The following is a 24,762-nucleotide window of genomic DNA, read 5'->3' on the forward strand; positions in this document are numbered from 1 at the left end:
GAACGCTGCCTGCGGGCGGCGTTTTTCTTTTGGCGCCGCGGGGCGGGTGGCTAAACCAAATCCCGATCGCCGCCATTGGCGCATAATCCCGCACTCGCACTTTTTCAATCCATAGGAGCAGTACGTGTCCGAGCAGGAAGCCAGCTACGACCACGCCATCGGGCTAGCCAACCAGGGGCGCTTCGCCGAAGCGCTGCAGATTGCCGACCAGTTGTCGCTGGCGCGTCCCGAGGTGGTGGATTTCGTCACGCTGCGGGCGCGGCTGCACTTTGACAATGGCGACGCCAACGCCGCGCTGGCGGTGCTGGACGAGGCGCTGGCGCGGCTCGATACGCTGCCGCTGCAGCCGCCGCACCGCTGGGTCTCGCGCGGCGTGATCGCGCACCGCTACGGCGCCATGCTGATGAGCCTGGGGCGCGATGCCGAGGCCCGCCCGTGGCTGCATGAGGCGGCGCAGCGCAGCGGCCTGCTGACCGGCGAATGGGCCGCGCATTTCCACGCCGGCCTGGCGGCGCTGCGGCTGGGCGACATGGCAGCCGCGGCGCGCTACTGGTACGACCTGATGGTGCGCAACCCGGACCTGGGCGCCGACGATATCGCGCCGCTGGTGTCGGACTACATCGCCCGCACCGAGGCCGCCGGCGTGCCGGCGGAGCCGCTGATGCGCGTCTGCCTGGGCCGGGTCGCGCTGGACAACCCGCACCTGCTGCAGCTCGACGCCGCGGCCGGCGATGCCGTCGCCGCTGACCAGGCCGCGCGCGTGCTCGCCGAGCACCCGGACCACCCCGAGGCGCGCCGGCTGCGCGCGCCGCTGCGCCATGGCGTCGGTGACCTGCAAGGTGCGCTCGAAGACCTCGGCGTCTACCTGCGCCAGGTTCCGGACCCGCAGAGCCAGGTACGCGAACTGGCCTGGCGCTACCAGCTGGCGCAGCGCGAGGCCGGCAATGCGGGCACCGCGGGCACCGCCGCCGCCGAGCGCGAACCGTGGCTGCGCTTTACCCTGACCGACCAGTGCGACGACGGCGCCGGCTACTACCGCGCCGCGATGGCGCTGGGTGAGTTCATCGATGACGTGCCGGCCGCCGAGGCCGCGCTGCGTCCGGTGCTGGTGCAGGCCGGGCGCGCGGGGGTGGCGCGCTTCGACCAGTACTTTGCCAGCGGCCAGGGCGATGCCGCCGGCCATGGCGGCAATGCCGACCCCCATGTCTATTCGCTGCTGTGCCGGCTGCTGGCGCGCAGCCTGCCGGCCGACGCCGCGCATGCCGACGAGCGCATCGCGCTGCACCGGCAGGGCATGGCCGCCAGCGAGTTCATCGAGCACTGGATCGACCTGCTCGATTGCCACGCCGATGCGGGCCGGCACCAGCAGGTGGCGGAGCTGGCGGGCGAGGTGCTCAACCGCTACCCGCTCGAGCGCAATCCGGCCGACGTGACCTGGGCCTTCAGCCGCATGATCGCCGCCTGGAAGGCCATCGGCGGCGCCGAGCCGACCGAGGCCGCGCGCGCCGCGATGGCGCACATGGATGCGCGCCTGGACGCGCTGCCGGTGGAAGCCCGCAGCGAGGCCGCGCATCCGATGGCGCATGCGCGCGCGCACTATGCCGCGCTGCTGCAGGCCCGCATGGCGGGCATGGACGAACACGACCGCACCGATGCGCTGGCGGAGATCGAGACCCAGCAGCGGCGCGCGCTGCTGGTCGAGGATGCGTGGCTGTACAACCGTTTCGGCCAGGTCTGGCGCGACCTGGGCGAGCCCGAGCGCGCGCTGCCGCTGTTCGAGCAGGCGGTGGCGCTGACCGAGGGCGATCCTCAGGACCAGGCCGGCCCACGTGTGCAGCGCGGCCTGGTGCACAACGCCGCGCACCGCCACGACGCGGCGCTGGCGGACTTCGTCGCGGCCTTCGCCGCGCATGACGACTGGGACGCCGAAGTGTATCTGCGCGCGGTCCAGTCGGCACTCGGGCAGGGCCAGCGCGAAGCCGCGCTCGGCTACTTCGACAAGGCGCGTGCCCGCGGGGCCGCGCAGGGCGCCACACGCACCCTGTACGGGCAGGTCGAGGCAGCATTGAAGGCCACCCGCCCGGTGTGGAAGGTGTGGGGCGTCTGAAACGTCTCCCGCAGCTCGCGAAACGGCTGAAGATGTAAGGTATGTAAAAAACGCCATCCGCAGATGGCGTTTTTTACGTGAAGATGACCGAAATAAGGCGCGCGTTTGGTGCGGTGTCGGACAATCACTGACATGGATTGTGAAGTGCTTACATTACCATGTCGCCATGAATGGACTGAGCCAACTTTTTCCTAGCCTCCCGCTCGCGCCCGGCGGCCTCTTCTGGGTCGGGCTGGCCCTGGTCGGCGCCGGCCTGGCGGGCGAGTTGAGCCGGCGCTGGCTGCGCTGCCCGCGCATCGTCGGCTACGCCGCGGCGGGGCTGTGCGCCGGCATGCTGGGCCGCGGCATCGTCGACGAGAACATGATCAACCAGACCCGTATCCTGATCGATATGGCGCTGGCGCTGGCCTTGTTCGAACTCGGCCACCGGCTGTCGCTGACCTGGCTGCGTGCCAACCGCTGGCTGCTGCTGACCAGTGCCTTTGAAAGCCTGCTGACCTGGGGGCTGGTGGCGGCGGTGCTGCAGTGGATCGGCGCCTCGCCCGGCGTGGCCATCCTGGCCGGCGGCATCGCGGTCAGCACCTCGCCCACCATCGTGCTGCAGCTCAAGAACGAACTGCGCGCCGACGGCCAGGTCACCGAGCGGCTGCTGGCCATGGCCGCGCTCAACAGCATCTACGCCGCCGCCATCGTGCAGGTCGCCACCGGCTGGCTGCATTCGGAATACGGCAACCTGGGCGCGGCGCTGCTGCATCCGCTGTACCTGCTGGTGGGCTCGTGCCTGCTGGCCTGGGTGGTGGGCAAGCTCGGCCATGCCATCTACGACCGCATGTCGGCCGACGACCACTACAGCTTCCTGGTGCTGGTGGGCCTGGTGCTGTTCACGCTGGCGCTGACCCGGGTACTAAAATTGTCGATGCCGCTGACGCTGATGCTCGCCGGCGTGGTGTTCAAGCACCAGGACAACCAGCCGCACGTGTGGCCGCCGCATTTCGGCAGCGCCGGCAGCCTGCTGATCATCGTCATGGTGGTGTCGCTGGGCCTGCCGCTGACGGCGCAGGACTGGGCCGTGGGCGGCGTCTACGCCATCGCGCTGGTGCTGCTGCGCCATGTGGCCAAGCTGGCCGGGGTGGTCTCGCTGGGTTCGTTCTCGGGACTGAGCCTGCGCCAGTGCATGGCGCTGGGGCTGGCACTGGCGCCGATGTCGGGCCTGGCCTACCTGCTGATGCATGACGTCGCGCGCCTCTACCCCGGCACCGGGCAGCCGCTGGCCGCCATCATCCTGTGCGCGCTGGCCATCGAACAACTTTTCGGTCCCGTGATCGCGGCCTGGGCGCTGCGCTACGCAGGCGAAGTCCGCGTCGATATCCGGGCCAATGGAGGAGGGCGCTGATGTCGCTCGAACCGTTCAAGCAATCCGAGGCGCTGACCTTCGGCGTCGAGCTGGAGCTGCAGCTGGTCAACCGGCATGACTATGACCTGGCGCCGTTTGCGCCCGACCTGCTGCGCGCGCTCAAGGGCGCCGAGCATGCCGGCGACATCAAGCCCGAGATCAGCCCGTCGATGATCGAGATCAGCACCGGCATCTGCCACAGCTACCAGCAGGCGCTGCAGGAGCTGACCGTGATGCGCGACCTGATGGTGGCGGCGTCGCACCCGCTGAACCTGGGCATTGCCGGCGGCGGCACGCATCCGTTCCAGCAATGGTCCGACCGCACCATCTCCGATTCGCCGCGCTACCAGTACATCTCCGAACTGTACGGCTACCTGGCCAAGCAGTTCACCGTGTTCGGCCAGCACGTGCACATCGGCTGCCCCAGCGCCGACGAATCGCTGTTCCTGCTCCATGCCATCGGCCGCTATGTGCCGCACTTCGTCGCGCTGGCGGCGTCCTCGCCTTATGTGCAGGGGGTCGATACCGGCTTTGCCTCGGCGCGGCTGAATTCGGTCGCGGCGTTTCCGATGAGCGGGCGCGCGCCGTTCCTGCTGACCTGGGATGCCTTCACCGCGTACTTCGACAAGATGCGCAATACCGGCGTGATCGAAAGCATGAAGGACTTTTACTGGGATATCCGTCCCAAGCCGGAGTTCGGCACCATCGAGGTCCGCGTGATGGACACGCCGCTGACGGTGCAGCGCGCCTGCGATATCGCCGCGTATATCCAGATGCTGGCGCGCTACCTGCTGCTGTCGCGCCCGTTCATGCCGCAGGAAGACGACTACCTGGTGTACACCTTCAACCGCTTCCAGGCGTGCCGCTTCGGGCTGGAAGGCGAATACGTGCACCCCAACGAACTGACCCGCATGCCGATCGCGGACCACATCCTGTCGATCTGCGACGCGCTGGTGCCGCATGCCGAGGCGCTCGGTTCGCTCGAGGCGCTGGCCAATATCCGTGCACTGGCCGAGCGCCGCGACGGCGATGCCCGCTGGCTGCGCCAGGTCGACGCGGAAGCGCGCAGCCAGCGCGAAACCGTGCGCAAGGCCTGCGATCGCTGGGCCACGTAAAGTCGCGTCGGACAGCCGTCAGCGCTGCTGTCGCGGCAGCAGGAAGGCCAGCGCGTCGCGCCACCAGCCCGCGTCGACGTGCGCGGTCCAGTCGTTGTGGCCGGCCCCCTCGATCACCGCCAGCCGCCGCGGTTCGCCCAGCGACGCATGCAGCGCCTCGCCGAAGCGCGCCGGCACGATGGTGTCGCGTTCGGCCACCGCCACCATCACCGGGCGGCCGAAGCCCGCCAGGTTGGCGACGCTGTCGTAGCGGTCGCGCAGCACCCAGCCTGCCGGCAGCCACGGATAGTGGTGCGAGGCCAGGTGGGCCAGCTTGTCCCACGGCGTGATCAGCAGCACGCCGGCAACGCTGTCGCGCTGGCGCGCCGCCGCGGCTGCCGCCACGCCGGCGCCCAGCGATTCCCCGATCAGCAGCAGCGGCCCGTCGAACTGGCGCCGCGCCAGCGCAATCGACTGCTCCGCGTCGGCGACGAAGCTGCGCTCGCCCAGCGTGCCCGCACGCGGCCCGTACCCGGGATACTCGGCCAGGATCACGCGGACGCCCAGCGGCGCCAGCGCGCTGGCGTAATAGTCGCGATGCCCGGCATGTCCGGCGTTGCCGTGGAACACGATGGCGGTGGCGCGCACCGGCCCGCGTGGCTCGGCCACCAGTCCGCGGAAATCCTCCGGATCCGGCCACGCACGCAGCCCGGGCGAGACCATGTCGTCGACCGCGGCGCGTTCGGGGAAATAGAGGAAGTGGTCCTGCAGCATGGCGATTGCGGCTAGCCCCGCCAGGGCCGCTGCCAGCCACCGCCACAGGCGCGGCCGCGCCGTGCGTGGCGGTGCCGAGGGTGCGGTGGCGGCGGCTGGCACGCTGGCGCGCATGGCCGTATGTCCGTGGCGGCTAGGCGCCGGCGTACACCGGTTCGCAGCGCACTTCGGTCCTGACCGAGTTGGCGATAAAGCAGGCCTCGTGCGCGGCGTGGTGCAGCGCGTCGAGCTGGTCGCGCGTGGGTTCGCGCTCGCCGCCGAACGTGACCTGCGGGCGCAGCGTTACCACCGTCATCGCCATGCGCCCGTCGGCGTTCTTTTCCATCACGCCGGTGGCGGCGTCCAGGTAGCGGTCGACCACCAGGCGCTGCTTGGCCGCCAGCGACAGGAACCACAGCATGTGGCAGCTGGACAGCGAAGCGATGAACATTTCTTCCGGGTCGATCGCGCTGGCATCGGACATCGGCAGCGGCACCACGTGCGGCGACGACGAGCCCGGCACTTCGGCGCCGCCATCAAAGCGCAGCAGATGCCGGCGGCTGTAGCGGTTGCCGGCGAAATCCTGGCCGTCTCGTTGCCACAGGACTTCAGCGGTGTAGGTGGACATGCATGGACTCCTAGGGTTGGGAAGGCATTCAGGCGCCGTGCGGCACGCTTTCGCCGTCGCGCAGGCCCAGGCGCTGGTTGGCGGGCACGGCAACATCGATCAGCTTCGGGCGCGGCAGGTTCAGGTTGCGCATCATCTCGACGAACTGCTCGCGCGTGCGGCCGGCGACGCGGCTGTTGTGCGCGCGTTCATGGCCGATGGTGGAGACGGTGCGGCCCTTGTAATCGTGCGCCGGATAGACCAGCGTGTCGTCGGGCAGCGCGAACAGCTTGCGGGTCAGGCTGTCGTACAGCGTGCCGGCGTCGCCGGACTGGAAATCGGTGCGGCCGCAGCCATCGATCAGCAGCGCGTCGCCGGTGAAGATGCGGCGCACGATGCCGTCGGCGGTGCTTTCTTCCCACAGGTAGCTCATGCTGCCGGCGGTGTGCCCGGGCGTATGGATGGCGCGCAGCACCTGCTTGCCGAAGGCGATGGTGTCGCCGTCGATCAGCTGCTTGTGCGCGGGCTTGATGTCGCAGCCGGACGGCGCCGCGGTATGCGCGCCGGTCTGCAAGGCCAGGTGGCCGGCCGAGGTGATGTGGTCGGCATGGGCGTGGGTTTCGATCACCCACGCCAGGCGCGCGCCGGTTTCTTGCAGCAGTTTCAGGTCGCGCTCGAGCTGGTGGTCGACCGGATCGATCAGCAGCGCGTCCCCGGTGGCGGCGTCGATCAGCAGGTAGGTGAAGGTGGACGAGGTCTCGTCAAAGAGTTGGTGGAAGGTCTGCATGGCCGTCCTCTTGTTGTTTGGCCGGGGAACGCCGCCATGATACGCCGCACCGGCGCTAGCACTCCACGATATTCACCGCCAGCCCGCCGCGTGCCGTTTCCTTGTACTTGGTCTTCATGTCGGCGCCGGTTTCGCGCATGGTCTTGATCACCGAGTCGAGCGACACGTAATGCGTGCCGTCGCCGCGCAGCGCCATGCGCGCCGCGTTGACCGCCTTGACCGACGCCATCGCGTTGCGCTCGATGCACGGGATCTGCACCAGCCCGCCGACCGGGTCGCAGGTCAGCCCCAGGTTGTGCTCCATGCCGATCTCGGCGGCGTTCTCCACCTGTGCCGGGCTGCCGCCGGTGACCGCTGCGAGTGCGCCGGCCGCCATCGAGCAGGCTACGCCGACTTCGCCCTGGCAGCCGACCTCGGCGCCGGAGATCGACGCGTTGAGCTTGTACAGCAGCCCGATCGCGCCGGCAGTGAGCAGGAAGTCGACCACGCCCGCGCGGTTGGCGCCCGGCACGAAGCGGTCGTAGTAGTGCAGCACCGCGGGAATGATGCCGGCCGCGCCGTTGGTCGGCGCCGTGACCACGCGCCCGCCGGCGGCGTTTTCTTCATTGACGGCGATGGCGTACAGGTTGACCCAGTCCATCACCGAGAGCGGGTCCGACAGCGTGCGTTCGGCGCGTTCGGTCAGGCTGCGGTACAGCTCGGGCGCGCGCCGCTTCACCTTGAACGGGCCCGGCAGCTCGCCGTCGGTGCGGCAGCCGCGCGCCACGCAGGCCTGCATCACGTCCCAGATGTGCAGCAGGCCGTTGACGACCTCTTCCTCGCTGCGCCAGGTCAGCTCGTTTTCGAGCATCAGCCGGGCGATGCTCTTGCCGCTGGCGCCGGCCATCCCGAGCAGTTCCTTGCCGCTGCGGAACGGGTGCGGCAACTGCTGCGCGGCCTTGAGCACCTGCGTATTGGGCGCGCCGGCAGTGACCACGAAGCCGCCGCCGACCGACAGGTAGCGCGCCTCGCGCAGCGTCGCGCCGCCGCCATCGAAGGCGTGGAACTTCATGCCGTTGGGATGCTCGGCCATGGCCTCGCGCCGGTAGAAGGCGATGTGCTCCTTCCCGATGAAGGGCACCATATGGCGTCCCAGCAGCGACAGCTCGCGCGTCTTGCGCAGCGCCGCCAGGCGCGTGTCGATGGAATCGGGATCGATGGTGTCGGGCGCCTCGCCCATCAGGCCCAGGATCACGCCCTTGTCGGTGCCGTGGCCCTTGCCGGTGGCGCCGAGCGAGCCATACAGCTCCACCCGCACGCTGGCGACTTGCGGCAGCAGCCCGTCGCGCTCCAGCCCCTGCGCGAACATCAGCGCCGCGCGCATCGGGCCCACGGTGTGCGAGCTCGACGGGCCGATGCCCACCTTGAACAGATCGAATACGCTGACTGCCACGGACCGCCTCCAGATTGATGCCGGACCAGGCCGGCGGGCGCCGCGTTGCGCGGCGCCCTGAGTACAGCTTAGCTTGTGGGCGGGGTGACGGCTCAGTCCACCACGTAGTCGCTGACCGGCACGCAGGCGCAGAACAGGTTGCGGTCGCCGTACACGTTGTCGGCGCGGCCGACCGGCGGCCAGTACTTCTGCGTGCGCAGCGAGGCCACCGGGTAGGCGGCTTCCTCGCGCGTGTACTGGTGGGGCCACTCGTTGGCGGTGACCACCGCGGCGGTGTGCGGGGCGTGCTTGAGCGGATTGTCGTCGCGGTCGAAGGTGCCGTCCGCAACCCGGCCGATTTCCTGGCGGATCGCAATCATCGCGTCGATGAAGCGGTCCAGCTCATGCAGCGCTTCGGACTCGGTCGGCTCGATCATCAGGGTGCCCGGCACCGGGAAGCTCATGGTCGGTGCGTGGAAGCCGTAGTCCATCAGGCGCTTGGCCACGTCTTCGTTGCTGATGCCGGTTTCCTTCTGCAGCGGGCGCAGGTCCAGGATGCATTCGTGCGCGACCAGACCGTGCTGGCCGGTGTACAGCACCGGGTAGTACGGCGCCAGGCGCTTGGCAACGTAGTTGGCGGCCAGGATCGCGTTTTCGGTCGCGGCGGTGAGGCCGGCCGAGCCCATCATCGCGATATACATCCACGAGATCGGCAGGATGCTGGCCGAGCCGAACGGTGCCGCCGACACGCCGCCGATGCCGCGCTCGTCGCGGCGATAGCCGACGCTGTCCTGGTTGGGCAGGAAGTCCGCCAGGTGTGCGCCGACCGCAACCGGACCCACGCCCGGGCCGCCGCCGCCGTGCGGGATGCAGAAGGTCTTGTGCAGGTTCAGGTGCGACACGTCGCCGCCGAACTGCCCGGGCGCGGCGGTGCCGACCATCGCGTTCATGTTGGCGCCGTCGACGTAGACCTGCCCGCCGTGCTTGTGCACGATTTCGCAGATCTGCTGCACGCCCTGCTCGAATACGCCGTGCGTGGACGGGTAGGTGATCATGATCGCGGCCAGGTTCTGGCTGTGCTGCTCGGCCTTCCTGGCCAAGTCTTCCAGGTCGACGTTGCCGTTCTCGTCGCAGGCCACCACCACCACCTTCATGCCGGCCATCTGCGCCGATGCCGGGTTGGTGCCGTGCGCCGACGACGGGATCAGGCAGATGTCGCGGTGGCTCTCGCCGCGGCTGGCGTGGTAGGCGTGGATGATCAGCAGGCCCGCGTATTCGCCCTGCGAGCCGGCGTTGGGCTGCAGGCTGACCGCGGCGTAGCCGGTGGCGGCGCACAGCATGGCCTCGAGCTGGTCGATCATCTCGCGGTAGCCCACGGTCTGGTCCAGCGGCGCGAACGGGTGGATCTGGCTGAACTCGGGCCAGGTCACCGGGATCATCTCGCTGGTCGCGTTCAGCTTCATCGTGCACGAACCCAGCGGGATCATGGTGCGGTCCAGCGCCAGGTCCTTGTCGGCCAGCATGCGCAGGTAGCGCAGCATCTCGTGCTCGGCGTGGTGCGTGTTGAACACCGGGTGCGTCAGGTAGGCGCTGGTGCGCGCCAGCGCGGGCGGGAAGGCGTCCTGCGCGGCGGCCTCGAGCTTGTCGAAGTCGACCTCGGCGGGCAGCGGCTTGCCTTGCGTGAAGATCTCCCACAGTGCGACCACGTCGGCGCGGGTGGCGGTCTCGTCCAGCGAGATGCCGACGCGGGTGGCGCCGGCATGGCGCAGGTTGATGCCGCGCGCGGTGGCGGCGGCATGGATCGCGTCGGTGTTGAAGCCGGTTTCCAGCGTCAGCGTGTCGAAGAAGCTGGCATTGGTGCGCGCAAAGCCCAGCGCCTGCAGGCCGGCGGCCAACGTCGCGGTCAGGCGATGCACGCGCTGCGCGATGCGCTTCAGGCCTTGCGGGCCATGGTAGACCGCGTACATCGACGCCATCACCGCCAGCAGCACCTGCGCGGTACAGATGTTGGAGGTCGCCTTCTCGCGGCGGATATGCTGCTCGCGCGTCTGCAGCGCCAGGCGGTAGGCCTGGTTGCCCTGCGCGTCGATGGTCACGCCGACCAGCCGGCCGGGCATCGAGCGCTTGAACGCATCCTTCACCGCCATGTAGCCGGCGTGCGGGCCGCCAAAGCCCAGCGGCACGCCGAAGCGCTGCGAGTTGCCCACCGCCACGTCGGCGCCCCATTCGCCGGGAGCGGCGATCAGCGTCAGCGCCAGCAGGTCGGCGGCCGCCACCACCAGGCCGCCGGCGGCGTGCACGGCGTCGGCGATGGCGCGGTAGTCGTTGATGTCGCCGTTCACGCCCGGGTATTGCAGCAGCACGCCGAACGCGCCCGCGGCAGCGGCGTCGGCGGCGGGGCCGACCTTGACCTCGATGCCCAGCGGCAGCGCGCGCGTGCGTACCACTTCCAGCGTCTGCGGCAGCACGTCGTCGGCGACGAAGAAGATATTGGAGTCGTGCTTGTTCACGCGCTGCAGCAGCGTCATCGCTTCGGCGGCGGCGGTGCCTTCGTCCAGCATCGACGCGTTGGCGATATCCAGCCCGGTCAGGTCGGTGACCATCTGCTGGAAGTTCAGCATCGCTTCCAGGCGGCCCTGCGAGATCTCGGGCTGGTACGGCGTATAGGCGGTGTACCAGGCGGGGTTCTCGAAGATATTGCGCAGGATGACGCCGGGCGTGATGGTGTTGAAGTAGCCCTGGCCGATAAAGCTCTTCAGGACCTTGTTCTTGCCCGCCAGCGCGCGCAGCTTTGCCAGCGCGGCCTCTTCGCTGAGCGGCTCGGTGAACTCGCCCATCGGCATGCCGTCGCGGCGGCGGATGGCGGCGGGGATGACGGCGTCGATCAGCGCGGCGCGGCTGTCATAGCCGAGCACCTTCAGCATGTGCTGCTGTTCGGGGGTATCGGGGCCGATATGGCGGGCGGCGAAGGCGTCGCGCGCCTCCAGTTCGGCCAGCGTGGGCCGGTTTGCTTGGGCGGCTTTCATGGGCAGCGGGGCGTTCATGGGCAAGAACCTCGTGGTGGGCGCCGGCGGCAGGTGGTCAGCCGTGCCGCGGCGCCGCGAATGCGGTGTGCCGGTCCCTGGCGCGGGACCGGCGGGCGATCAGGCGCCGACGCTGGCCTTGTAGGCGTCGGCCGACATCAGGCCGTTGACGTCGTCGCCGTTGGCCGGCTTGAGCTTGAACAGCCACGCGTCGAAGGCGTTGGCGTTGACGCTTTCCGGCGCCGCGGTGGCGGCTTCGTTGACGGCGATGACTTCGCCGGCCACCGGTGCGTAGATGTCGGACGCGGCCTTCACCGATTCCACCACCGCCAGCGCGTCGCCGGCACCGACCGACTTGCCCACTTCGGGCAGTTCCAGGAAGACGATGTCGCCCAGCGCGTCCTGGGCATGGTCGGTGATGCCGATGGTGAGCGTGCCGTCGGCTTCGACGCGCACCCACTCATGCGACTCGGTGTACTTGAGGTCAGCGGGGAAATTCATGAAGGTTCTCCGGATTCAGATCTGTTTCTTGTTGGGTGATGCCTGCCCGGCAACGCTGCCGGCAGGCGAGGGCGACCGTTGGGTGAGCGGGGCTTGCCCTTAGCTCACGAGTGCCTTGCCATGACGCACAAACGGCAGTTTAACCACAGTCGCGTTGAGTTTGCGGTCGCGGATCTCCACCTGCACGGTGTCGCCTACGTTCACGCCCCGGGGCAGGCGCGCGAACGCAATCGATTGCGACAGCGAGGGGCTGAAGGTGCCGCTGGTGATTTCACCGTCACCGGCGGGGGTGATGACCTTCTGGTGGGCGCGCAGCACGCCGCCCGCTTTTCCTTCCGTCGGACGCAGGATCAGGCCGAGGAACTGCTGGCGTTGCCCGTTGGCGGCCAGCGCCGCCTTGCCGGTGAAGTCGCGCTCGCTCTGCAGGTCGACGGTCCAGGCCAGGCCCGCGTCCAGCGGCGAGACCTTGATATCCATGTCCTGCCCGTACAGGTTCATGCCGGCTTCCAGGCGCAGCGTGTCGCGCGCGCCCAGGCCCGCCGGGCGCACGCCGGCGGCATTCAGTTTCTCCCACAGGCCGGCGACGCTGGCGGCGGGCACCACCAGTTCGAAGCCGTCTTCGCCGGTGTAGCCGGTGCGCGCCACCATCACTTCGCCGAGGGCGGGGTCCTGCACTACCACGGCGTTGAACGGCTTGAGCGTGTCGGAAGGCTGGGTCGACGGGAAGGTGCTCCACACCTTGGCGCGGGCGTTGGGGCCCTGCACCGCGACGATGGCCAGCGGCTGCACGCCCGCGGGCGCGACATCTTCACGGCGCGGCGTGATGGTCACGCCGCTGCCGGTGGCGTCGTTGCGGGCGCGGATCCAGTCGATATCGCCCACCGCGGTGCTGGCATTGACCACCAGGCGGAAACGGTCCTCGGCGAAGAAATAGACGATCAGGTCGTCGATGACGCCGCCGTTCTCGTCGAGCATGCAGGAATAGAGCGCCTTGCCGGGGGTCTGCAGCTTGTCGACGTTGTTGGCCAGCAGGCCGCGCAGGAAGCTGCGGGTATTGGCGCCGGCGAGATCGACCACGCACATGTGCGAGACGTCGAACATGCCGGCATCGTTGCGCACGGCATGGTGCTCTTCGATCTGCGAGCCATAGTTGACCGGCATGTCCCAGCCGCCGAAGTCGACCATGCGGGCGCCGAGGGCGCGGTGGATAGCGTTGAGGGGCGTGGCCTGGAGCGTCATGGAATCCTCGGGGGCAGTCTCGGTTGGCGAAAACAAAAAAGGGTCATCCGCCGCAACGATCGCTACGCCGATATGGCAAGCAATCCGCTGCGGCGGATGACCCCTCTGTCCTCGATACCTGAGAGATTACGAGGCGGATCCAATCGATCCCAGCCTCGCGCGCCCCTTCGGTGGACACGCTCGCCACGAATGGCGGGTGCCGCTCTCCAGAGTGCGGCATGCATCGTGTGCATGTTGCATGCCGATCCGACCGGTCCGTGGTGCCTGAGAGTTTTCGGGTGATACCCCTTCGGCGGCGCAGGCGATGCGCGCTCTCCCGGTCGGATGCGCGCAATGTACGGGAGGCCCCGGCCTTTGTCAAACCACGGCAGGGGCCCGCCGTACCCGACGCTGCGCGGCCGGGCTTACTTCTTCTTGTCGTCGGTGACGACGTTGCCGATCACGCCGCCCACGGCCGCGCCGCCCAGCGTACCCAGCGCGCTGCCGTCGGTCAGGATGGCGCCGCCCACCGCGCCGGCACCGGCACCGATGGCGGTATTACGTTGTTTCGGGGTCATGTCCGCGCAACCGGCAAAGGCCGCGACCGTCATGCCGATCAGGGTCACCTTGGTCAAACTTTGCAGGGTTTTCATTGTTGGCTCCGATGTGATGATCTGTGCATGCCCGCGCGGCCCGGCGGACCGGGGGACACACTGGTTAGAGTGTCGCGTTATGCCATTGGCTCCGGTCTTTACGAAGTGTTACGCCAGTGACACAGCCAGGCCGGCGCGCGCGGCGTGCGCTGACTGACCAGCCGTGGCGCGCGTGTTAACATCGGCAGCTTTGCCGCGGTCCGTTGCCCGGTTGCCGGCAACTCCCGCCGTTCCCCGTCGATTCCGCCGCTGCCCCCAAACGCCCGCTCCGCCTCCCCGCATGACCCATGGCCTGAACCCCGCCCAATCCGAAGCCGTCCGCTACCTCGACGGGCCTTGCCTGGTGCTGGCCGGCGCGGGCTCCGGCAAGACCCGGGTGATCACGCAGAAGATCGCGCATCTGATCGAGGACAAGGGCTTCGAGCCGCGCCATATCGCCGCCGTCACATTTACCAACAAGGCGGCCAAGGAGATGCAGGAGCGCATCGCCAAGCTGATGGAGGGCAAGACCACGCGCGAGGGCAAGCGCATTCCGCTCAGGCAGCTGACGGTCTGCACCTTCCACTCGCTGGGCGTGCAGATCCTGCGCATGGAAGCCGAGCACGTCGGCCTGAAGCCGCAGTTCTCGATCATGGATTCGGACGACTGCTTCGGCCTGATCCAGGAGCAGCTGGGCACCACCGACAAGAAGCTGATCCGCGGCGTGCAAAGCACGATCTCGCTGTGGAAGAACGGCATGGTCGACCCCGAGGCCGCGATCGCGCAGGCCGCCAACGCAGACGAGCACCAGGCCGCGCTGGTCTACCGCAACTACGTCGCCACGCTGAACGCGTACCAGGCGGTGGATTTCGACGACCTGATCCGCCTGCCGGCAGAGCTGTTCGCGCGCGATGAAGCGGTCCGGCTCAAGTGGCAGAACCGCCTGCGCTACTTCCTGGTCGACGAATACCAGGACACCAACGCCTGCCAGTACCAGCTGCTCAAGCTGCTGGCGGGCGGCTCGCACCTGCGCGCGCCGGCCTTCACCGCGGTGGGCGACGACGACCAGGCCATCTACGGCTGGCGCGGCGCCACGCTCGACAACCTGCGCGGGCTGCAGACCGATTTCCCGGACCTGAAGGTGATCAAGCTGGAGCAGAACTACCGCTCCACCGTGCGCATCCTGGAAGCGGCCAACGCCGTCATCGCCAACAATCCCAAGCTGTTCGACAAGAAGCTGTGGAGCGAGCACGGCATGGGCGACCCCATCGCCATCCATCCGATGAACGACGAGGAGCACGAGGCCGAGTCGGTGGTGTTCCGCCTGTCGGCGCACAAGTTCGAGCGCCGCGCGCAGTTCCGCGACTACGCCATCCTGTACCGCGGCAACCACCAGGCCAGGCTGTTCGAGCAGATCTTGCGGCGCGAGCGCATCCCGTATGTGCTGTCCGGCGGCCAGAGCTTCTTCGACAAGGCCGAGATCAAGGACATCTGCGCCTACCTGCGCCTGATCGCCAATCCCGACGACGATCCCGCCTTTATCCGCGCCATCACCACGCCGCGCCGCGGCGTCGGCAACACCACGCTGGAAGTGCTGGGCACCTTCGCCGGCCAGGCCAAGGTGTCGCTGTTCGAGGCGGCGATGATGGGCGGCATCGAGGGCAAGCTGCAGCCGCGCCAGCTGGAACCGCTGCGCGTGTTCTGCGAATCGATGGTGCGGCTGGCCGACCGCGCGGCCAAGGACCCGGCCACCGAGGTCCTCGACGACCTGATGGCCGGCATCCACTACGAGGCCTACCTGTACGACAGCTTCGACGAACGGCAGGCGCAGTCGCGCTGGACCAATACCCTGGAATTCCTCGACTGGCTCAAGCGCAAGGGCACCAAGCCCGAGGGCGCGGACGGCGGGGAAGCCACCGGCTTCGACACCGCCGACGGCTTCGGCAGCGAAGGCAAGAACCTGCTGGAACTGACCCAGACCGTGGCGCTGATGAGCATGCTGGAAGGCCGCGAGGAAGACCCCGACGCGGTGCGGCTGTCGACGCTGCATGCGTCCAAGGGGCTGGAATATCCGCATGTGTTCCTGGTCGGCGTGGAAGAAGGCATCCTGCCCCACTGCCGCGAGGACGAGGACATGAGCGACGAAAAGATCGAGGAAGAGCGGCGCCTGATGTACGTGGGCATTACGCGCGCGCAGCGCAGCCTGCATGTCAGCTGGTGCAAGAAGCGCAAGCGCGCGCGCGAGACCTATTCGTGCCAGCCGTCCCGCTTTATCGGCGAGATGAAGCTGGAAGAGGCGCCCGCGCCGGTCGACGCGACCCCGGCGATGAGCCCCAAGGACCGCCTTGGCGCGCTCAAGGCGCTGCTCGGCAACGGTGGTAATGGTGGTAATGGCGGCAAGGCGGCCGCCGGCTGAGCCGCCGCGGCGCTATCGCATCGCTAGCGTGCGCCCGACACCGCCAGCGTGACGTACTGCGAGCCGCGCTGCCCGCGGCTGAAGTCGAGCGTGAAGTCGCCCACGTCGACGCGCCCCTGCAGCACGCGCCGCAGTTCCGCCGGCCCGCCCGTGCGCACGCCCTGCAGCGCCCGCGCCAGCCACGCGGCGCCGATATAACCGGCCAGCGTCGCCGGCGACGGCGGCTCGTCCAGGTACTGCTTCATGCGCGCCACGTGTTCCTTTACCACCCGCAACGTGGCTTGCTGCGGGCCCGGCGCCACCTGGGTCAGCAACATGCCGCCGGCGTAGCCGCGGCCCAGGATCTCGCGCGCGGCATTGGCACTGACGGACGACAGCCCCACCAGGAACCCGTACCACCCCTGCGCCGCCAGCGCCCGGCCCAGTTCGGCATAGGCCAGGGTGTCGCCGGCGACGATCACCGCGCCCGGACGCGTTGCGGCAATGCGCCGCGCCGCCGCTTCGCCGGTGCCTTCCAGCAGCACGGCGCGGGTGCCCGTCTGCGCCTCCAGCCGGGCCAGCGACGACACCGCAAAATCCGGCGCCACGGCCAGCGCGATGTGCGTCAGCCCGTAGCCGCGCAACTGTTGCGCGGCGGCGTCCAGTTCGGCCTGATAGTCGGCCCGGGTGAACCAGACGTTGTCGGCGGCCAGCGCCAGCCCCGACAGCGGCGCGACGATCTGCATGCCGCGCCGGGCCAGCTCGGACGATGACGCCAGCACCGGCAGCAGCCGGTCGCCGGGGCCGAACAGCAGCCCGGCATGCTCGGTGTCGGCCAGCGCCACCGCCTGCGCCAGCGCGCGGCGCGGATCCGGGTCCGCATCGCGCACCACGTGCTGGATCCGCACCGGACCGCCGGCGGCATTGGCGGCGTCGAACATGACCTTGGCCCCGGCGAGGTAGTCGCGGGCCAGGTCGGACTGCGCGCCGTTGCGGTCGACCAGATGCCCGACCACCACCGTGCGCGGCGCCTGCGCCAGGGTGGGAAGCACCGGCACGGCGGGCAGCGCCAGCGCCATGCCGGTGGCGGCAAGCAACCGGCGCCGGCAGACGTCTGCCGGCGGCTGGCCGCGCAGCGGTGGGTACGGCGCGGGCGTGGTGGATCGGCGGGAAAGCGACATGGCTGGGGATCAGGACGGATCGCGCGCGGGCGCGGTGGCGCGCAGCGTACCCGGCCTCCATGACGCCAATGTGACGTACGCGCGCGTGTCGGTAGGAAGCGAAGGCAGTGGCTCAGGCCCGCGCTTGACGGCGGTCAAGCTGCGGGCGCCGGCCCGGTCCTACGATGACGTGTCGCACACCCATTCCCCCGCGCCCCCATGAACCCGTCTGCCATGACTTCCCCCGCGCTCGACCGCCGCGCGCTCTCCGATTTCCGCGCGCTGGCCGGCCGCATCGACGGCAACGGTCCGCGCTATACCTCGTACCCGACCGCCGACCGCTTCCACACCGGTCCCGACCTGTCGCTGTACCACGACGCGCTCGACGCGTGCCGTGCCGACGCGTCGGCGCCGCTGTCGCTATACCTGCATATCCCGTTCTGCGAGAACATCTGCTACTACTGCGGCTGCAACAAGATCATTACCCGCGACCACGGCCGCAGCGCGCGCTACGTCAGCTACCTGGGCCGCGAGATGGCGCTGGTCGCCGGGCGGCTGGGCGCGCGCCGGCAGGTAATCCAGTCGCACTGGGGCGGCGGCACGCCGACCTTCCTCAACCCGGAGGAAATGCGGCGCGTGATGGCACTGCTGAACACCCATTTCACGCTGGCGGCCGAGGGCGAGCATTCGATCGAGATCGATCCGCGCCGCGTCGACCACGACCGCATGGCGCTGCTGGCCGAGCTGGGCTTCAACCGGGTCAGCCTGGGCGTGCAGGATTTCGACCCCGAGGTGCAGCAGGCCATCCACCGCATCCAGCCGTTCGAAGAGACCCGCGCCGTGGTCGATGCCGCGCGGGCGCTGGGCTTCCGCTCGGTCAGCCTGGACCTGATCTACGGCCTGCCGCACCAGACCGCGGCGCGCTTCGGCCGCACCATCGACCAGGTGCTGGCGCTGCGGCCCGACCGCCTTTCGGTCTACAGCTACGCCCACCTGCCGCATGTGTTCAAGCCCCAGCGCCGCATCGACGAACAGGCGTTGCCGCCGGCCGGCGAGAAGCTCGACATCCTGGTCTCCACGATCGAGCGGCTGAGCGCCGAGGGCTACGTCTATATCGGCATGGACCACTTCGCGCTGCCCGACGACGACCTCGCCGTGGCGCAGCGCGAGGGCCGGCTGCAGCGCAACTTCCAGGGCTATTCGACGCACGCCGGCTACGACCAGATCGGGCTCGGCATCTCGGCCATCGGCGCGATCGCGGGGCGCTACGTGCAGAACGCGCGCACGCTCGACGATTACTACGGCGCGCTCGACCAGGACCGCCTGCCGCTGGCGCGCGGCGTGGCGATGACGGCCGACGACCACCTGCGGCGCGAGATCATCGGCGACCTGATGTGCAACGGCGTACTCGACCTCGCCGGCATCGAGGCGCGCCACGGCATCGATTTCAACCGGACCTTTGCCGCGGAACTCGCCGAGCTGGGCCGCCTCGCCGCGGACGGGCTGGTGCGCTGCGAGCCCGGCCACATCACCGTGACGCCGCTGGGCCGGCTGCTGGTGCGCCGCGTGGCGATGGCATTCGACCGCTACTTGCGCGACGACGCCGCCCGAACTGCCGACAACAGCAACCGCGCCGCCAACGATGGCGCCAAGCCGATCCGCATCGTGCCGCGCTACTCGCGCGTGGTGTAGCGGGCAACCTCGGCCCCGGGCAGGACGAAAAAAAACCCGCGCAAGGCGGGTTTTTTGTCAGGGCGGAGCCGGCTTACCTGGCGGCGTTGGCCATGTAGTCCGACGCGGCGATCACGTCGGCGTCCGGGCCGGTATAGCCGCCCTTGGGCGGCATCACGCCCTTGCCCTTGAGCGCGAAATTGTGGACCGCATCCATGCCTTCCTTCAGGCGCGGCGCCCAGGCGGCCTTGTCGCCAAACTTGGGCGCACCGGCCACGCCGGCGGCGTGGCAGGCGGCGCAGACCTGTTCGTAGACCTTCTTGCCCACTTCGGCCGAGGCAGCTGCCGGCGCGGCAGCGGCGGCCGGTGCGGGTGCGGCAGCGGCCGCCGGAGCAGCGGGGGCCGGAGCCGGAGCCGCCGCAGCAGCCGGAGCGGCCGCTTCAGGAGCTGCGGCAGTGGCCGGCGCGGCAGCGGCCGGGGCAGCCGGCTCGGGGAACTTGGCGCCGCCGGCGTCGGCCAGGTAGACCACGGCGCGGGCCAGTTCGTAGTCGGTGTAGTCGTCAGGCGTGCTGCCGGCGCGCGGCGGCATCGCGCCCTTGCCGTTGAGCACCGACTTCATCAGGCCCTCGAAGCCCTGGCCGATACGCGCGGTCCAGTCGCCGGCGGTACCGTGCTTGGGCGCACCCGCCGCGCCGGTGGCGTGGCAGGCGGCGCAAATTTCCTTGTAGACCTGTTCGCCGGTCTTGAACACGCGCGGCGCGTTGGGGTCCTTGATTTCGAGCGAGGCGACCGGCTTGATGCGGTCGTTGACGGCTTCGGCGGCGGTGCTGGCGCCGGCGCTTTCGGTCGAGCCGTGTCCGACGAAGTTGACCAGCAGGATGATCACGATGATCGGCACCAGGAACGCCGCGATCACGACTGCGATCAACTGCTTCGGGGTTTTGATGGGAGACTCGTGTTCGGGGTGTTCGTTGTGGACGTCGCTCATACAGAACTCTCAGTTTTGCAGGAAACCTTCTGGCCGCTTACGCTCGGCTTGCTTTTTCTGGCCCTGGCGTGGCCCTTCGCTGACCACTATCCGGCCCCATCCGGACCGCCCGCGCTCCCCTGCGGCCCTTGCCTGACTTGGGTCTGTTGCCATTTGCGTACCTCGGACTGTCTCCCGGACCGGGGCCCGATTGTCGCCGACAACCAGCCGCCCGGATTTGACCCCGGTCGACTCGCTGCGCCGACGGCGCGACGGGCACGATTTGACGCAAATAGCTGGCGATTATAGCGCCAAAGCCCCCCTGCCAGTGCCAAAAAGCGGCGGTTGCGAGACGTTCCCCGGCGCCCGTGGCGGCCCCACATGGACGGCGCCCTGCAAAAGCGGTATCCTATGCGACTTTCCTGCGGCGGCATTCGCCCGCCGCAACCGCTGTACCCGCAAAACCGGTTGCAAAACCGTCCTGTGCGCCCGTAGCTCAATGGATAGAGTACTGCCCTCCGAAGGCAGGGGTTGCTGGTTCGATCCCAGCCGGGCGCGCCAATCTCCTTAAGCATCTTCGGTTTTTCCCACCACCGCTGGGAACGGCGACTGCAGCTCGCTCCCGCCTTTTCCCCCGGCAACCCATTCAGCACTGCACCCGTGCCGCACCGCACAGGCCTTTTGTGTCCGAGTGTGCGCAAGTTTTCCAAAAGAATGGCAATCACGCCGATTTCCACCGCCGCACGGACGCGGGAGGATGTTGGCGCTGCGCACGGCATCGCTGGATGCGCTGAGTCTGTGTGGCAACAAATAATGCTTGTACGCTCAAATTAATGTAGCCACAATAATTCCATGCTGATCGAATTCGACGCAGCTAAAGACCGTGCCAACCAAGCCAAACATGGCATTTCGCTGGCGGCCGCTGAATGGTTCGAATGGGACTGCGCTGTATTCGACCCGGACACCCGCTTCGAATATGCCGAGGAGCGTTTTCAAGGCCTTGGCCTGATCGGCAACCGAGTCCACATGGTCGTCTTCACGGTGCGGGGTGACAGCATCCGCATCATTAGCCTGCGCAAAGCCAACCAGCGAGAGGAAAAACGTTATGTCGACCAAACGTAAGATTGTCCGCGTCACCGACGCGGAAGACGTCGCGATCCGCCGCGCGGCTGCCTCGGATCCGGATGCGCGCGAGCTGACCGATGCCGAATTGGCACGCATGCGGCCTGCCCGCGAGGTTCTTCCCAGGATCTTGGGCAAGGAAAAGGCGGAAGCGTTGATGAAGCGCCGCGGCCGCCCAGCGTTGCCCGAGGAAGAGCGCAAAGTCTCCGTCAATGTGCGCTACGACCGAGATGTGATCGACGCGTTCAAGGCCACCGGCGATGGATGGCAGACGCGCATCAACGAAGCGCTGCGCGACTACGCCAAGTCCCACAACATGCTGCCACGGTGATCTCCTGTCACGTGGGTGCCGGGTGCACCCAGCGCACACCCGACAGCCGCGCCCGCAGCGCCACTGCGGTCTGCCCCCGCGCGGGCAAGCCTTAATTCGCGCGACGAAAACTTTCAGCACGCGATTGGCGGTGGCGCGCGCCGGTGCTGATAGATTCACACACTCCATCCCAACCGGGCGCGCCGATGGTGCCGCGCCGCAGACAGCCATGGCGATTCCGACCAAGCTACCGCACGGGCTGGCAGCACTGGCGCTCGCCGCCGCCAGCGCCGCATCCATTGCCACGCCGCTGAACCTGCCTGGCGGCTTGCCCAGCATGGCCGGACTGGGCGTTGGTTCGACCACAGAGTTTGCTGGCGGCAAGGACCGCATGGTCGGCGTGGTGCCGGGCCTGCGCTACGTGACGCCCGGCGGGCGTCTGCTGGAATGGTACGGGCCCTATGCCCAGTTCAACTTCGGCGGGCTGACCGGGTTCCAGTGGGGTCCGGCGGCGAGTCTGCGGCTGGGCCGCAACGACGTGGACGACCCGGTGGTATCGCGCCTGCACGAAATCGACACCACGGTCGAGGCCGGCGGCTTCATCGGCTACGAATACCTCAACACGGGGGCAGTCCCGTGGCGGCTGCGTGGCGGTGTCAACGTGATGACCAACGCGGGCATGGTCTATGGCGGCGCGCGCGTCAACGCGACCGCCTCGCTATGGGTGCCGCTGCACCCGCGCCTCTATGCGGGGATGGGGCTGGGCGCGACCTGGGTCAGCGGCAGCTTCAACCGCACCTATTTCGGCGTGACGCCGGCCGATGCGACCGCCAGCGGCCTGCCGGCGTACCGCCCGGGCGGCGGCCTCGAGCAGTTCACCGGCTGGCTGGCGCTGATCTGGCAACTGGACAAGCACTGGTATGGCGGCGCGATGGTGTACGGCCAGCGCCTCACCGGTGCTGCCGCCGACAGCCCCATCGTGACCCAGCGCGGTACGCGCAACCAGGTCACGTACGGCCTCGGCATTGCCTATGCATGGCGCTAGCCCGGGGTGCGCTTGCTATGATCGAGCCATGACCGACGACCTCGTCATCCCTCACCACGAATACCTGATCACCGCGATCCGGGCGCAGGGGGCGGGCGGCCAGAACATCAACAAGGTGTCCAATGCCGTGCACCTGCGCTATGACGTGCGCGCGTCGTCGCTCGCGTCCGACCACAAGGAACGGCTGCTGGCGCTGCATGACCACCGCATCACGCGTGACGGCGTGGTGGTGATCAAGGCGCAGCAGTTCCGCAGCCTGGACCAGAACCGGGACGATGCGGTGCGGCGCCTGCACGAGCTGGTGCGCAGCGTGGCCACGCCGCCGCGCGTGCGCCGGCCGACGCGGCCGACGCTGGCGTCGCGCCAGCGCCGGCTGGAGAGCAAGAGCCAGCGCAGCCAGGTCAAGTCGCTGCGCGGCCGGGTGTTCGACTGAGCCGCGCTGGGGTCAGCGCGCCGACTGCAGCGCGGCGATGCGCTGCTCGATCGGCGGGTGGCTCGAGAACAGCGCCATCCACGACTTGCCGCCGGCGATGCCCATCGCCTGCATGTTCTGCGGCAGCCCGTCCGGATCCAGCCCGCCCAGGCGGCGCAGCGCCGCGACCATCGGCGTGGGGGTGCCCATCATGCTGGCGGCGCCGGCATCGGCGCGGAACTCGCGCCGGCGCGAGAACCAGGCCACGATGATGCTGGCCAGGATGCCGAACACGATCTCGCACACGATCACCGTGACCATGTAGCCGATTCCCGGGCCGCTCGATTCCTCGTCGTTCTTGCGCAGCATCGAATCGACGAAGTAGCCGACCACGCGCGCCAGGAAGATCACGAAGGTGTTGACCACGCCCTGGATCAGCGTCAGCGTGACCATGTCGCCGTTGGCCACGTGCGCCACCTCGTGCGCGAGCACGGCCTCGACCTCTTCGTGCGACATCGATTGCAGCAGGCCGGTGGACACCGCCACCAGCGAGCTGTTCTTGGTGGCCCCGGTGGCGAAGGCATTGGGCTCGCCCTCGTAGATGGCCACTTCCGGCATCGGCAGGCCGGCGCGCTGCGCCAGCTTCTCGACGGTCTGCACCAGCCACAGCTCGGTGCTGGTGCTGGGATGGGTGATCACCTGCGCGCCGGTCGACCATTTGGCGATGGTCTTGGACATCAGCAGCGAGATAAAGGCGCCGCCGAAGCCCATCAGCGCGGCAAACGCCAGCAGCATGCCGAGGTTCAGCCCGTTGGCGGTCAGGAAGCGGTTCACCCCGAGCACGCTGGCGGTGATGCTGAGGACAAGCATGACGGCGAGGTTGGTCGCCAGGAAAAGCAGTACGCGTTTCATGTGAGTGTGGGGCAGTGGTAGTTCGCGCCATGCGGCGCAAGGATGCGGTCGGACCGCAGGCGCGCGCCGCACTCGTGCGCGGCACGCGGGTTCAGGCTGGCACGGCTTGGCCGCGCCGGTGGGAATCAGGCGCGCGGCGGGCGCGGCAGCCGCGGCAGGTCGGGTTCGGGCAGCAGGGCGCCGGCATAGCGCGGCGGCCCGGCGCGGCCGGCCCCGGGGGCCAGGTGCAGCGGCGCAGGCGGCAGCAGTTGCTCGGCGAGGTCGGCGCCGGGCTGCCATTGCGGCTCGGCGGCTTCGGGGAGCGGCAGGGGATCGCCTGCGGGGGCGCCGGTCGGGTCGCCGGTCGGGTCGCCGGTCGGGTCGCCGATCAGGTCGCCTGTCACGGCGGCTCGATGTGCATCGTCGTCGCCGAGCGCAGCGGCAGGTACGGCCGCGGCTTCGGTGGCGGACACCACGGCGTGCGCGAATGCGGCCGCCCAGCCCGGCAGGGGCAGGCAGGCGAGCATCATGACCAGCAGGAACAGCCGCAGGGCGCGCACGAAAGGGGGACGGCTTATCGGTGGAAGTGGAAGGAATTCTACAGGATGCCGCCAGGCGCGGGCGCCGCCCGTGGCGGCGGTAGCACACCGCGCACGGGCGGCCGGTTCGGCCGGATCCGCTCGCGCCGTCGCTGTCCTGCAGGATGCGGCAGACTGGCCTACACTAGCGCCAACCCTGTAGTCGTTACAGGGTAGGGCGAGGAGCAGGCACATGCGTATCGGCGAACTTTCACGGTCCAGCGGCTGCGATGTCGAGACCATCCGCTATTACGAGCGCGAAGGGCTGCTTGACGCACCCCGGCGCGAGGCCAACGGCTATCGCCGGTATGACGAGGGCCATATGGTGCAACTGAACTTCGTGCGCCATTGCCGTTCGCTGGGGATGAGCCTGTCGGACGTCAGGCGGCTGCGCGAGTTCGAGCGCAACCCGTCGCAGGACTGCGACGACATCAACACGCTGCTCGACCGCCAGATCGCGCAGATCCACGCCCAGCGCGTGGCGCTGGAAGCGCTCGAGGGCCAGCTGCGCGCGCTGCGCGAGACCTGCCGCCATCACCAGCCGGCCAGTGCGTGCGGCATCCTGCAGAACCTGCAGCAGGCGGCGGCCGGGGCGGGCTGTGAGTGCCATGCCACCAATGGGTGACGACCCTGAACGCGGGGCTGTGCTACGATGGTTGCTCCCGCTTCGCACCAGCACGGTGCA

Annotated in this window: 22 protein-coding genes, 1 tRNA gene and 2 riboswitches; of the genes, 11 read left to right on the top strand and 12 right to left on the bottom strand. The window is 68.9% G+C overall.

The genetic code is table 11. The features are described 5' to 3' along the window. Window positions 1-124: 124 nt before the first annotated feature. The 3 genes from LIN44_RS01695 to LIN44_RS01705 all read left to right on the top strand — a co-directional run bounded on the left by LIN44_RS01695 (window position 125) and on the right by LIN44_RS01705 (window position 4,615). Complete coding sequence (locus LIN44_RS01695; RefSeq protein ID WP_227313282.1) at window positions 125-2,107, top strand: tetratricopeptide repeat protein; 1,983 nt, start codon at window positions 125-127, stop codon at window positions 2,105-2,107. Window positions 2,108-2,273: 166 nt separating this feature from the next. Further along, entirely contained in the window at window positions 2,274-3,500 is a 1,227-nt protein-coding gene (locus LIN44_RS01700) for a cation:proton antiporter (protein ID WP_227313283.1), read from the top strand. After that, window positions 3,500-4,615: a YbdK family carboxylate-amine ligase gene (locus tag LIN44_RS01705; protein ID WP_227313284.1), complete on the top strand. Its 1,116-nt coding sequence runs from the start codon at window positions 3,500-3,502 to the stop codon at window positions 4,613-4,615. Before LIN44_RS01700 ends, LIN44_RS01705 begins: the two co-directional genes overlap by 1 nt. An 18-nt stretch (window positions 4,616-4,633) precedes the next feature. Here the strand turns inward: LIN44_RS01705 and LIN44_RS01710 are convergent, their stop codons facing one another. The 8 genes from LIN44_RS01710 to LIN44_RS01745 form a co-directional block, all read right to left on the bottom strand. Further along, window positions 4,634-5,482: an alpha/beta hydrolase gene (locus LIN44_RS01710; RefSeq protein ID WP_227313285.1), complete on the bottom strand. Its 849-nt coding sequence runs from the start codon at window positions 5,480-5,482 to the stop codon at window positions 4,634-4,636. 19 nt (window positions 5,483-5,501) lie between these two features. Then, the gene (locus LIN44_RS01715) at window positions 5,502-5,975 is read right to left on the bottom strand and encodes an OsmC family protein (RefSeq protein WP_227313286.1); all 474 of its coding nucleotides are present in this window, start codon (window positions 5,973-5,975) and stop codon (window positions 5,502-5,504) included. Between the two features lie 28 nt (window positions 5,976-6,003). Next, a complete protein-coding gene (locus LIN44_RS01720; RefSeq protein WP_227313287.1) occupies window positions 6,004-6,741 on the bottom strand; it encodes an MBL fold metallo-hydrolase in 738 nt (245 codons plus the stop codon). Window positions 6,742-6,796: 55 nt separating this feature from the next. Next, entirely contained in the window at window positions 6,797-8,173 is a 1,377-nt protein-coding gene (locus LIN44_RS01725) for an L-serine ammonia-lyase (protein ID WP_227313288.1), read from the bottom strand. Between the two features lie 92 nt (window positions 8,174-8,265). Then, window positions 8,266-11,196 carry an aminomethyl-transferring glycine dehydrogenase gene (gcvP, locus tag LIN44_RS01730; protein WP_227313289.1) on the bottom strand — a complete coding sequence of 977 codons (2,931 nt, stop codon included), beginning with the start codon at window positions 11,194-11,196 and terminating at the stop codon, window positions 8,266-8,268. Between the two features lie 99 nt (window positions 11,197-11,295). After that, a complete protein-coding gene (gene gcvH / locus LIN44_RS01735; protein WP_018006183.1) occupies window positions 11,296-11,676 on the bottom strand; it encodes a glycine cleavage system protein GcvH in 381 nt (126 codons plus the stop codon). 99 nt (window positions 11,677-11,775) lie between these two features. Continuing rightward, entirely contained in the window at window positions 11,776-12,915 is a 1,140-nt protein-coding gene (gcvT, locus tag LIN44_RS01740; protein WP_227313290.1) for a glycine cleavage system aminomethyltransferase GcvT, read from the bottom strand. 95 nt (window positions 12,916-13,010) lie between these two features. Further along, window positions 13,011-13,135: riboswitch (glycine riboswitch) on the bottom strand. 21 nt (window positions 13,136-13,156) lie between these two features. Next, window positions 13,157-13,244: riboswitch (glycine riboswitch) on the bottom strand. Between the two features lie 75 nt (window positions 13,245-13,319). Continuing rightward, on the bottom strand, window positions 13,320-13,547 hold the full coding sequence (locus tag LIN44_RS01745; protein ID WP_227313291.1) for a glycine zipper 2TM domain-containing protein: 228 nt from the start codon (window positions 13,545-13,547) through the stop codon (window positions 13,320-13,322). 280 nt (window positions 13,548-13,827) lie between these two features. On the opposite strand from LIN44_RS01745, the gene LIN44_RS01750 reads away from it, so the two are divergent. Then, window positions 13,828-15,942, top strand: a complete 2,115-nt coding sequence (locus LIN44_RS01750; protein ID WP_227313292.1) for a UvrD-helicase domain-containing protein — start codon at window positions 13,828-13,830, stop codon at window positions 15,940-15,942. Window positions 15,943-15,965: 23 nt separating this feature from the next. Here LIN44_RS01750 and LIN44_RS01755 read toward each other — a convergent pair whose 3' ends face one another. Then, window positions 15,966-17,102 carry an ABC transporter substrate-binding protein gene (locus LIN44_RS01755; protein WP_227313293.1) on the bottom strand — a complete coding sequence of 379 codons (1,137 nt, stop codon included), beginning with the start codon at window positions 17,100-17,102 and terminating at the stop codon, window positions 15,966-15,968. 198 nt (window positions 17,103-17,300) lie between these two features. Here LIN44_RS01755 and hemN point away from each other — a divergent pair, with 198 nt between their 5' ends. Further along, entirely contained in the window at window positions 17,301-18,773 is a 1,473-nt protein-coding gene (hemN, locus tag LIN44_RS01760) for an oxygen-independent coproporphyrinogen III oxidase (protein ID WP_227313294.1), read from the top strand. 73 nt (window positions 18,774-18,846) lie between these two features. Here hemN and LIN44_RS01765 read toward each other — a convergent pair whose 3' ends face one another. Then, entirely contained in the window at window positions 18,847-19,740 is an 894-nt protein-coding gene (locus tag LIN44_RS01765) for a cytochrome c5 family protein (protein WP_227313295.1), read from the bottom strand. A 464-nt stretch (window positions 19,741-20,204) separates the two neighbouring features. Between LIN44_RS01765 and LIN44_RS01770 the strand changes: the two genes are divergently transcribed. From LIN44_RS01770 to arfB, 5 genes are all read left to right on the top strand, one after another. Continuing rightward, a tRNA-Arg gene (locus tag LIN44_RS01770) sits at window positions 20,205-20,280 on the top strand. A 291-nt stretch (window positions 20,281-20,571) separates the two neighbouring features. Then, on the top strand, window positions 20,572-20,841 hold the full coding sequence (locus LIN44_RS01775; RefSeq protein WP_227313296.1) for a BrnT family toxin: 270 nt from the start codon (window positions 20,572-20,574) through the stop codon (window positions 20,839-20,841). Continuing rightward, window positions 20,825-21,172: a BrnA antitoxin family protein gene (locus tag LIN44_RS01780; RefSeq protein ID WP_227313297.1), complete on the top strand. Its 348-nt coding sequence runs from the start codon at window positions 20,825-20,827 to the stop codon at window positions 21,170-21,172. The genes LIN44_RS01775 and LIN44_RS01780 overlap by 17 nt, the downstream gene beginning before the upstream one ends. A gap of 208 nt (window positions 21,173-21,380) precedes the next feature. Next, window positions 21,381-22,196: a MipA/OmpV family protein gene (locus tag LIN44_RS01785; protein ID WP_227313298.1), complete on the top strand. Its 816-nt coding sequence runs from the start codon at window positions 21,381-21,383 to the stop codon at window positions 22,194-22,196. A gap of 28 nt (window positions 22,197-22,224) precedes the next feature. After that, the gene (gene arfB / locus LIN44_RS01790; protein WP_112777111.1) at window positions 22,225-22,629 is read left to right on the top strand and encodes an alternative ribosome rescue aminoacyl-tRNA hydrolase ArfB; all 405 of its coding nucleotides are present in this window, start codon (window positions 22,225-22,227) and stop codon (window positions 22,627-22,629) included. A 12-nt stretch (window positions 22,630-22,641) separates the two neighbouring features. Here the strand turns inward: arfB and htpX are convergent, their stop codons facing one another. Beyond that, on the bottom strand, window positions 22,642-23,520 hold the full coding sequence (htpX, locus tag LIN44_RS01795; RefSeq protein WP_183300789.1) for a protease HtpX: 879 nt from the start codon (window positions 23,518-23,520) through the stop codon (window positions 22,642-22,644). Between the two features lie 125 nt (window positions 23,521-23,645). Further along, window positions 23,646-24,059 carry a hypothetical protein gene (locus LIN44_RS01800; protein WP_227313299.1) on the bottom strand — a complete coding sequence of 138 codons (414 nt, stop codon included), beginning with the start codon at window positions 24,057-24,059 and terminating at the stop codon, window positions 23,646-23,648. A 211-nt stretch (window positions 24,060-24,270) separates the two neighbouring features. Here LIN44_RS01800 and LIN44_RS01805 point away from each other — a divergent pair, with 211 nt between their 5' ends. Beyond that, window positions 24,271-24,702, top strand: a complete 432-nt coding sequence (locus LIN44_RS01805; RefSeq protein ID WP_227313300.1) for a Cd(II)/Pb(II)-responsive transcriptional regulator — start codon at window positions 24,271-24,273, stop codon at window positions 24,700-24,702. Window positions 24,703-24,762: the final 60 nt, after the last annotated feature.

Origin of the sequence: Cupriavidus sp. MP-37 (assembly GCF_020618415.1) — a bacterium.
Classification (GTDB): Bacteria; Pseudomonadota; Gammaproteobacteria; order Burkholderiales; family Burkholderiaceae; genus Cupriavidus.

What these genes read in the sequence shown, in the direction of transcription:
- LIN44_RS01715 (WP_227313286.1), bottom strand. Translation starts at nt 5,975, where the DNA reads ATGTCCACCTACACCGCTGAAGTCCTGTGGCAACGAGACGGCCAGGAT.
- LIN44_RS01755 (WP_227313293.1), bottom strand. Translation starts at nt 17,102, where the DNA reads ATGTCGCTTTCCCGCCGATCCACCACGCCCGCGCCGTACCCACCGCTG.
- gcvT (WP_227313290.1), bottom strand. Translation starts at nt 12,915, where the DNA reads ATGACGCTCCAGGCCACGCCCCTCAACGCTATCCACCGCGCCCTCGGC.
- LIN44_RS01750 (WP_227313292.1), top strand. Translation starts at nt 13,828, where the DNA reads ATGACCCATGGCCTGAACCCCGCCCAATCCGAAGCCGTCCGCTACCTC.
- LIN44_RS01705 (WP_227313284.1), top strand. Translation starts at nt 3,500, where the DNA reads ATGTCGCTCGAACCGTTCAAGCAATCCGAGGCGCTGACCTTCGGCGTC.
- LIN44_RS01785 (WP_227313298.1), top strand. Translation starts at nt 21,381, where the DNA reads ATGGCGATTCCGACCAAGCTACCGCACGGGCTGGCAGCACTGGCGCTC.
- LIN44_RS01700 (WP_227313283.1), top strand. Translation starts at nt 2,274, where the DNA reads ATGAATGGACTGAGCCAACTTTTTCCTAGCCTCCCGCTCGCGCCCGGC.
- LIN44_RS01745 (WP_227313291.1), bottom strand. Translation starts at nt 13,547, where the DNA reads ATGAAAACCCTGCAAAGTTTGACCAAGGTGACCCTGATCGGCATGACG.
- LIN44_RS01720 (WP_227313287.1), bottom strand. Translation starts at nt 6,741, where the DNA reads ATGCAGACCTTCCACCAACTCTTTGACGAGACCTCGTCCACCTTCACC.
- LIN44_RS01775 (WP_227313296.1), top strand. Translation starts at nt 20,572, where the DNA reads ATGCTGATCGAATTCGACGCAGCTAAAGACCGTGCCAACCAAGCCAAA.
- gcvP (WP_227313289.1), bottom strand. Translation starts at nt 11,196, where the DNA reads ATGAACGCCCCGCTGCCCATGAAAGCCGCCCAAGCAAACCGGCCCACG.
- LIN44_RS01780 (WP_227313297.1), top strand. Translation starts at nt 20,825, where the DNA reads ATGTCGACCAAACGTAAGATTGTCCGCGTCACCGACGCGGAAGACGTC.
- LIN44_RS01805 (WP_227313300.1), top strand. Translation starts at nt 24,271, where the DNA reads ATGCGTATCGGCGAACTTTCACGGTCCAGCGGCTGCGATGTCGAGACC.
- LIN44_RS01765 (WP_227313295.1), bottom strand. Translation starts at nt 19,740, where the DNA reads ATGAGCGACGTCCACAACGAACACCCCGAACACGAGTCTCCCATCAAA.
- gcvH (WP_018006183.1), bottom strand. Translation starts at nt 11,676, where the DNA reads ATGAATTTCCCCGCTGACCTCAAGTACACCGAGTCGCATGAGTGGGTG.
- hemN (WP_227313294.1), top strand. Translation starts at nt 17,301, where the DNA reads ATGAACCCGTCTGCCATGACTTCCCCCGCGCTCGACCGCCGCGCGCTC.
- LIN44_RS01710 (WP_227313285.1), bottom strand. Translation starts at nt 5,482, where the DNA reads ATGCGCGCCAGCGTGCCAGCCGCCGCCACCGCACCCTCGGCACCGCCA.
- arfB (WP_112777111.1), top strand. Translation starts at nt 22,225, where the DNA reads ATGACCGACGACCTCGTCATCCCTCACCACGAATACCTGATCACCGCG.
- htpX (WP_183300789.1), bottom strand. Translation starts at nt 23,520, where the DNA reads ATGAAACGCGTACTGCTTTTCCTGGCGACCAACCTCGCCGTCATGCTT.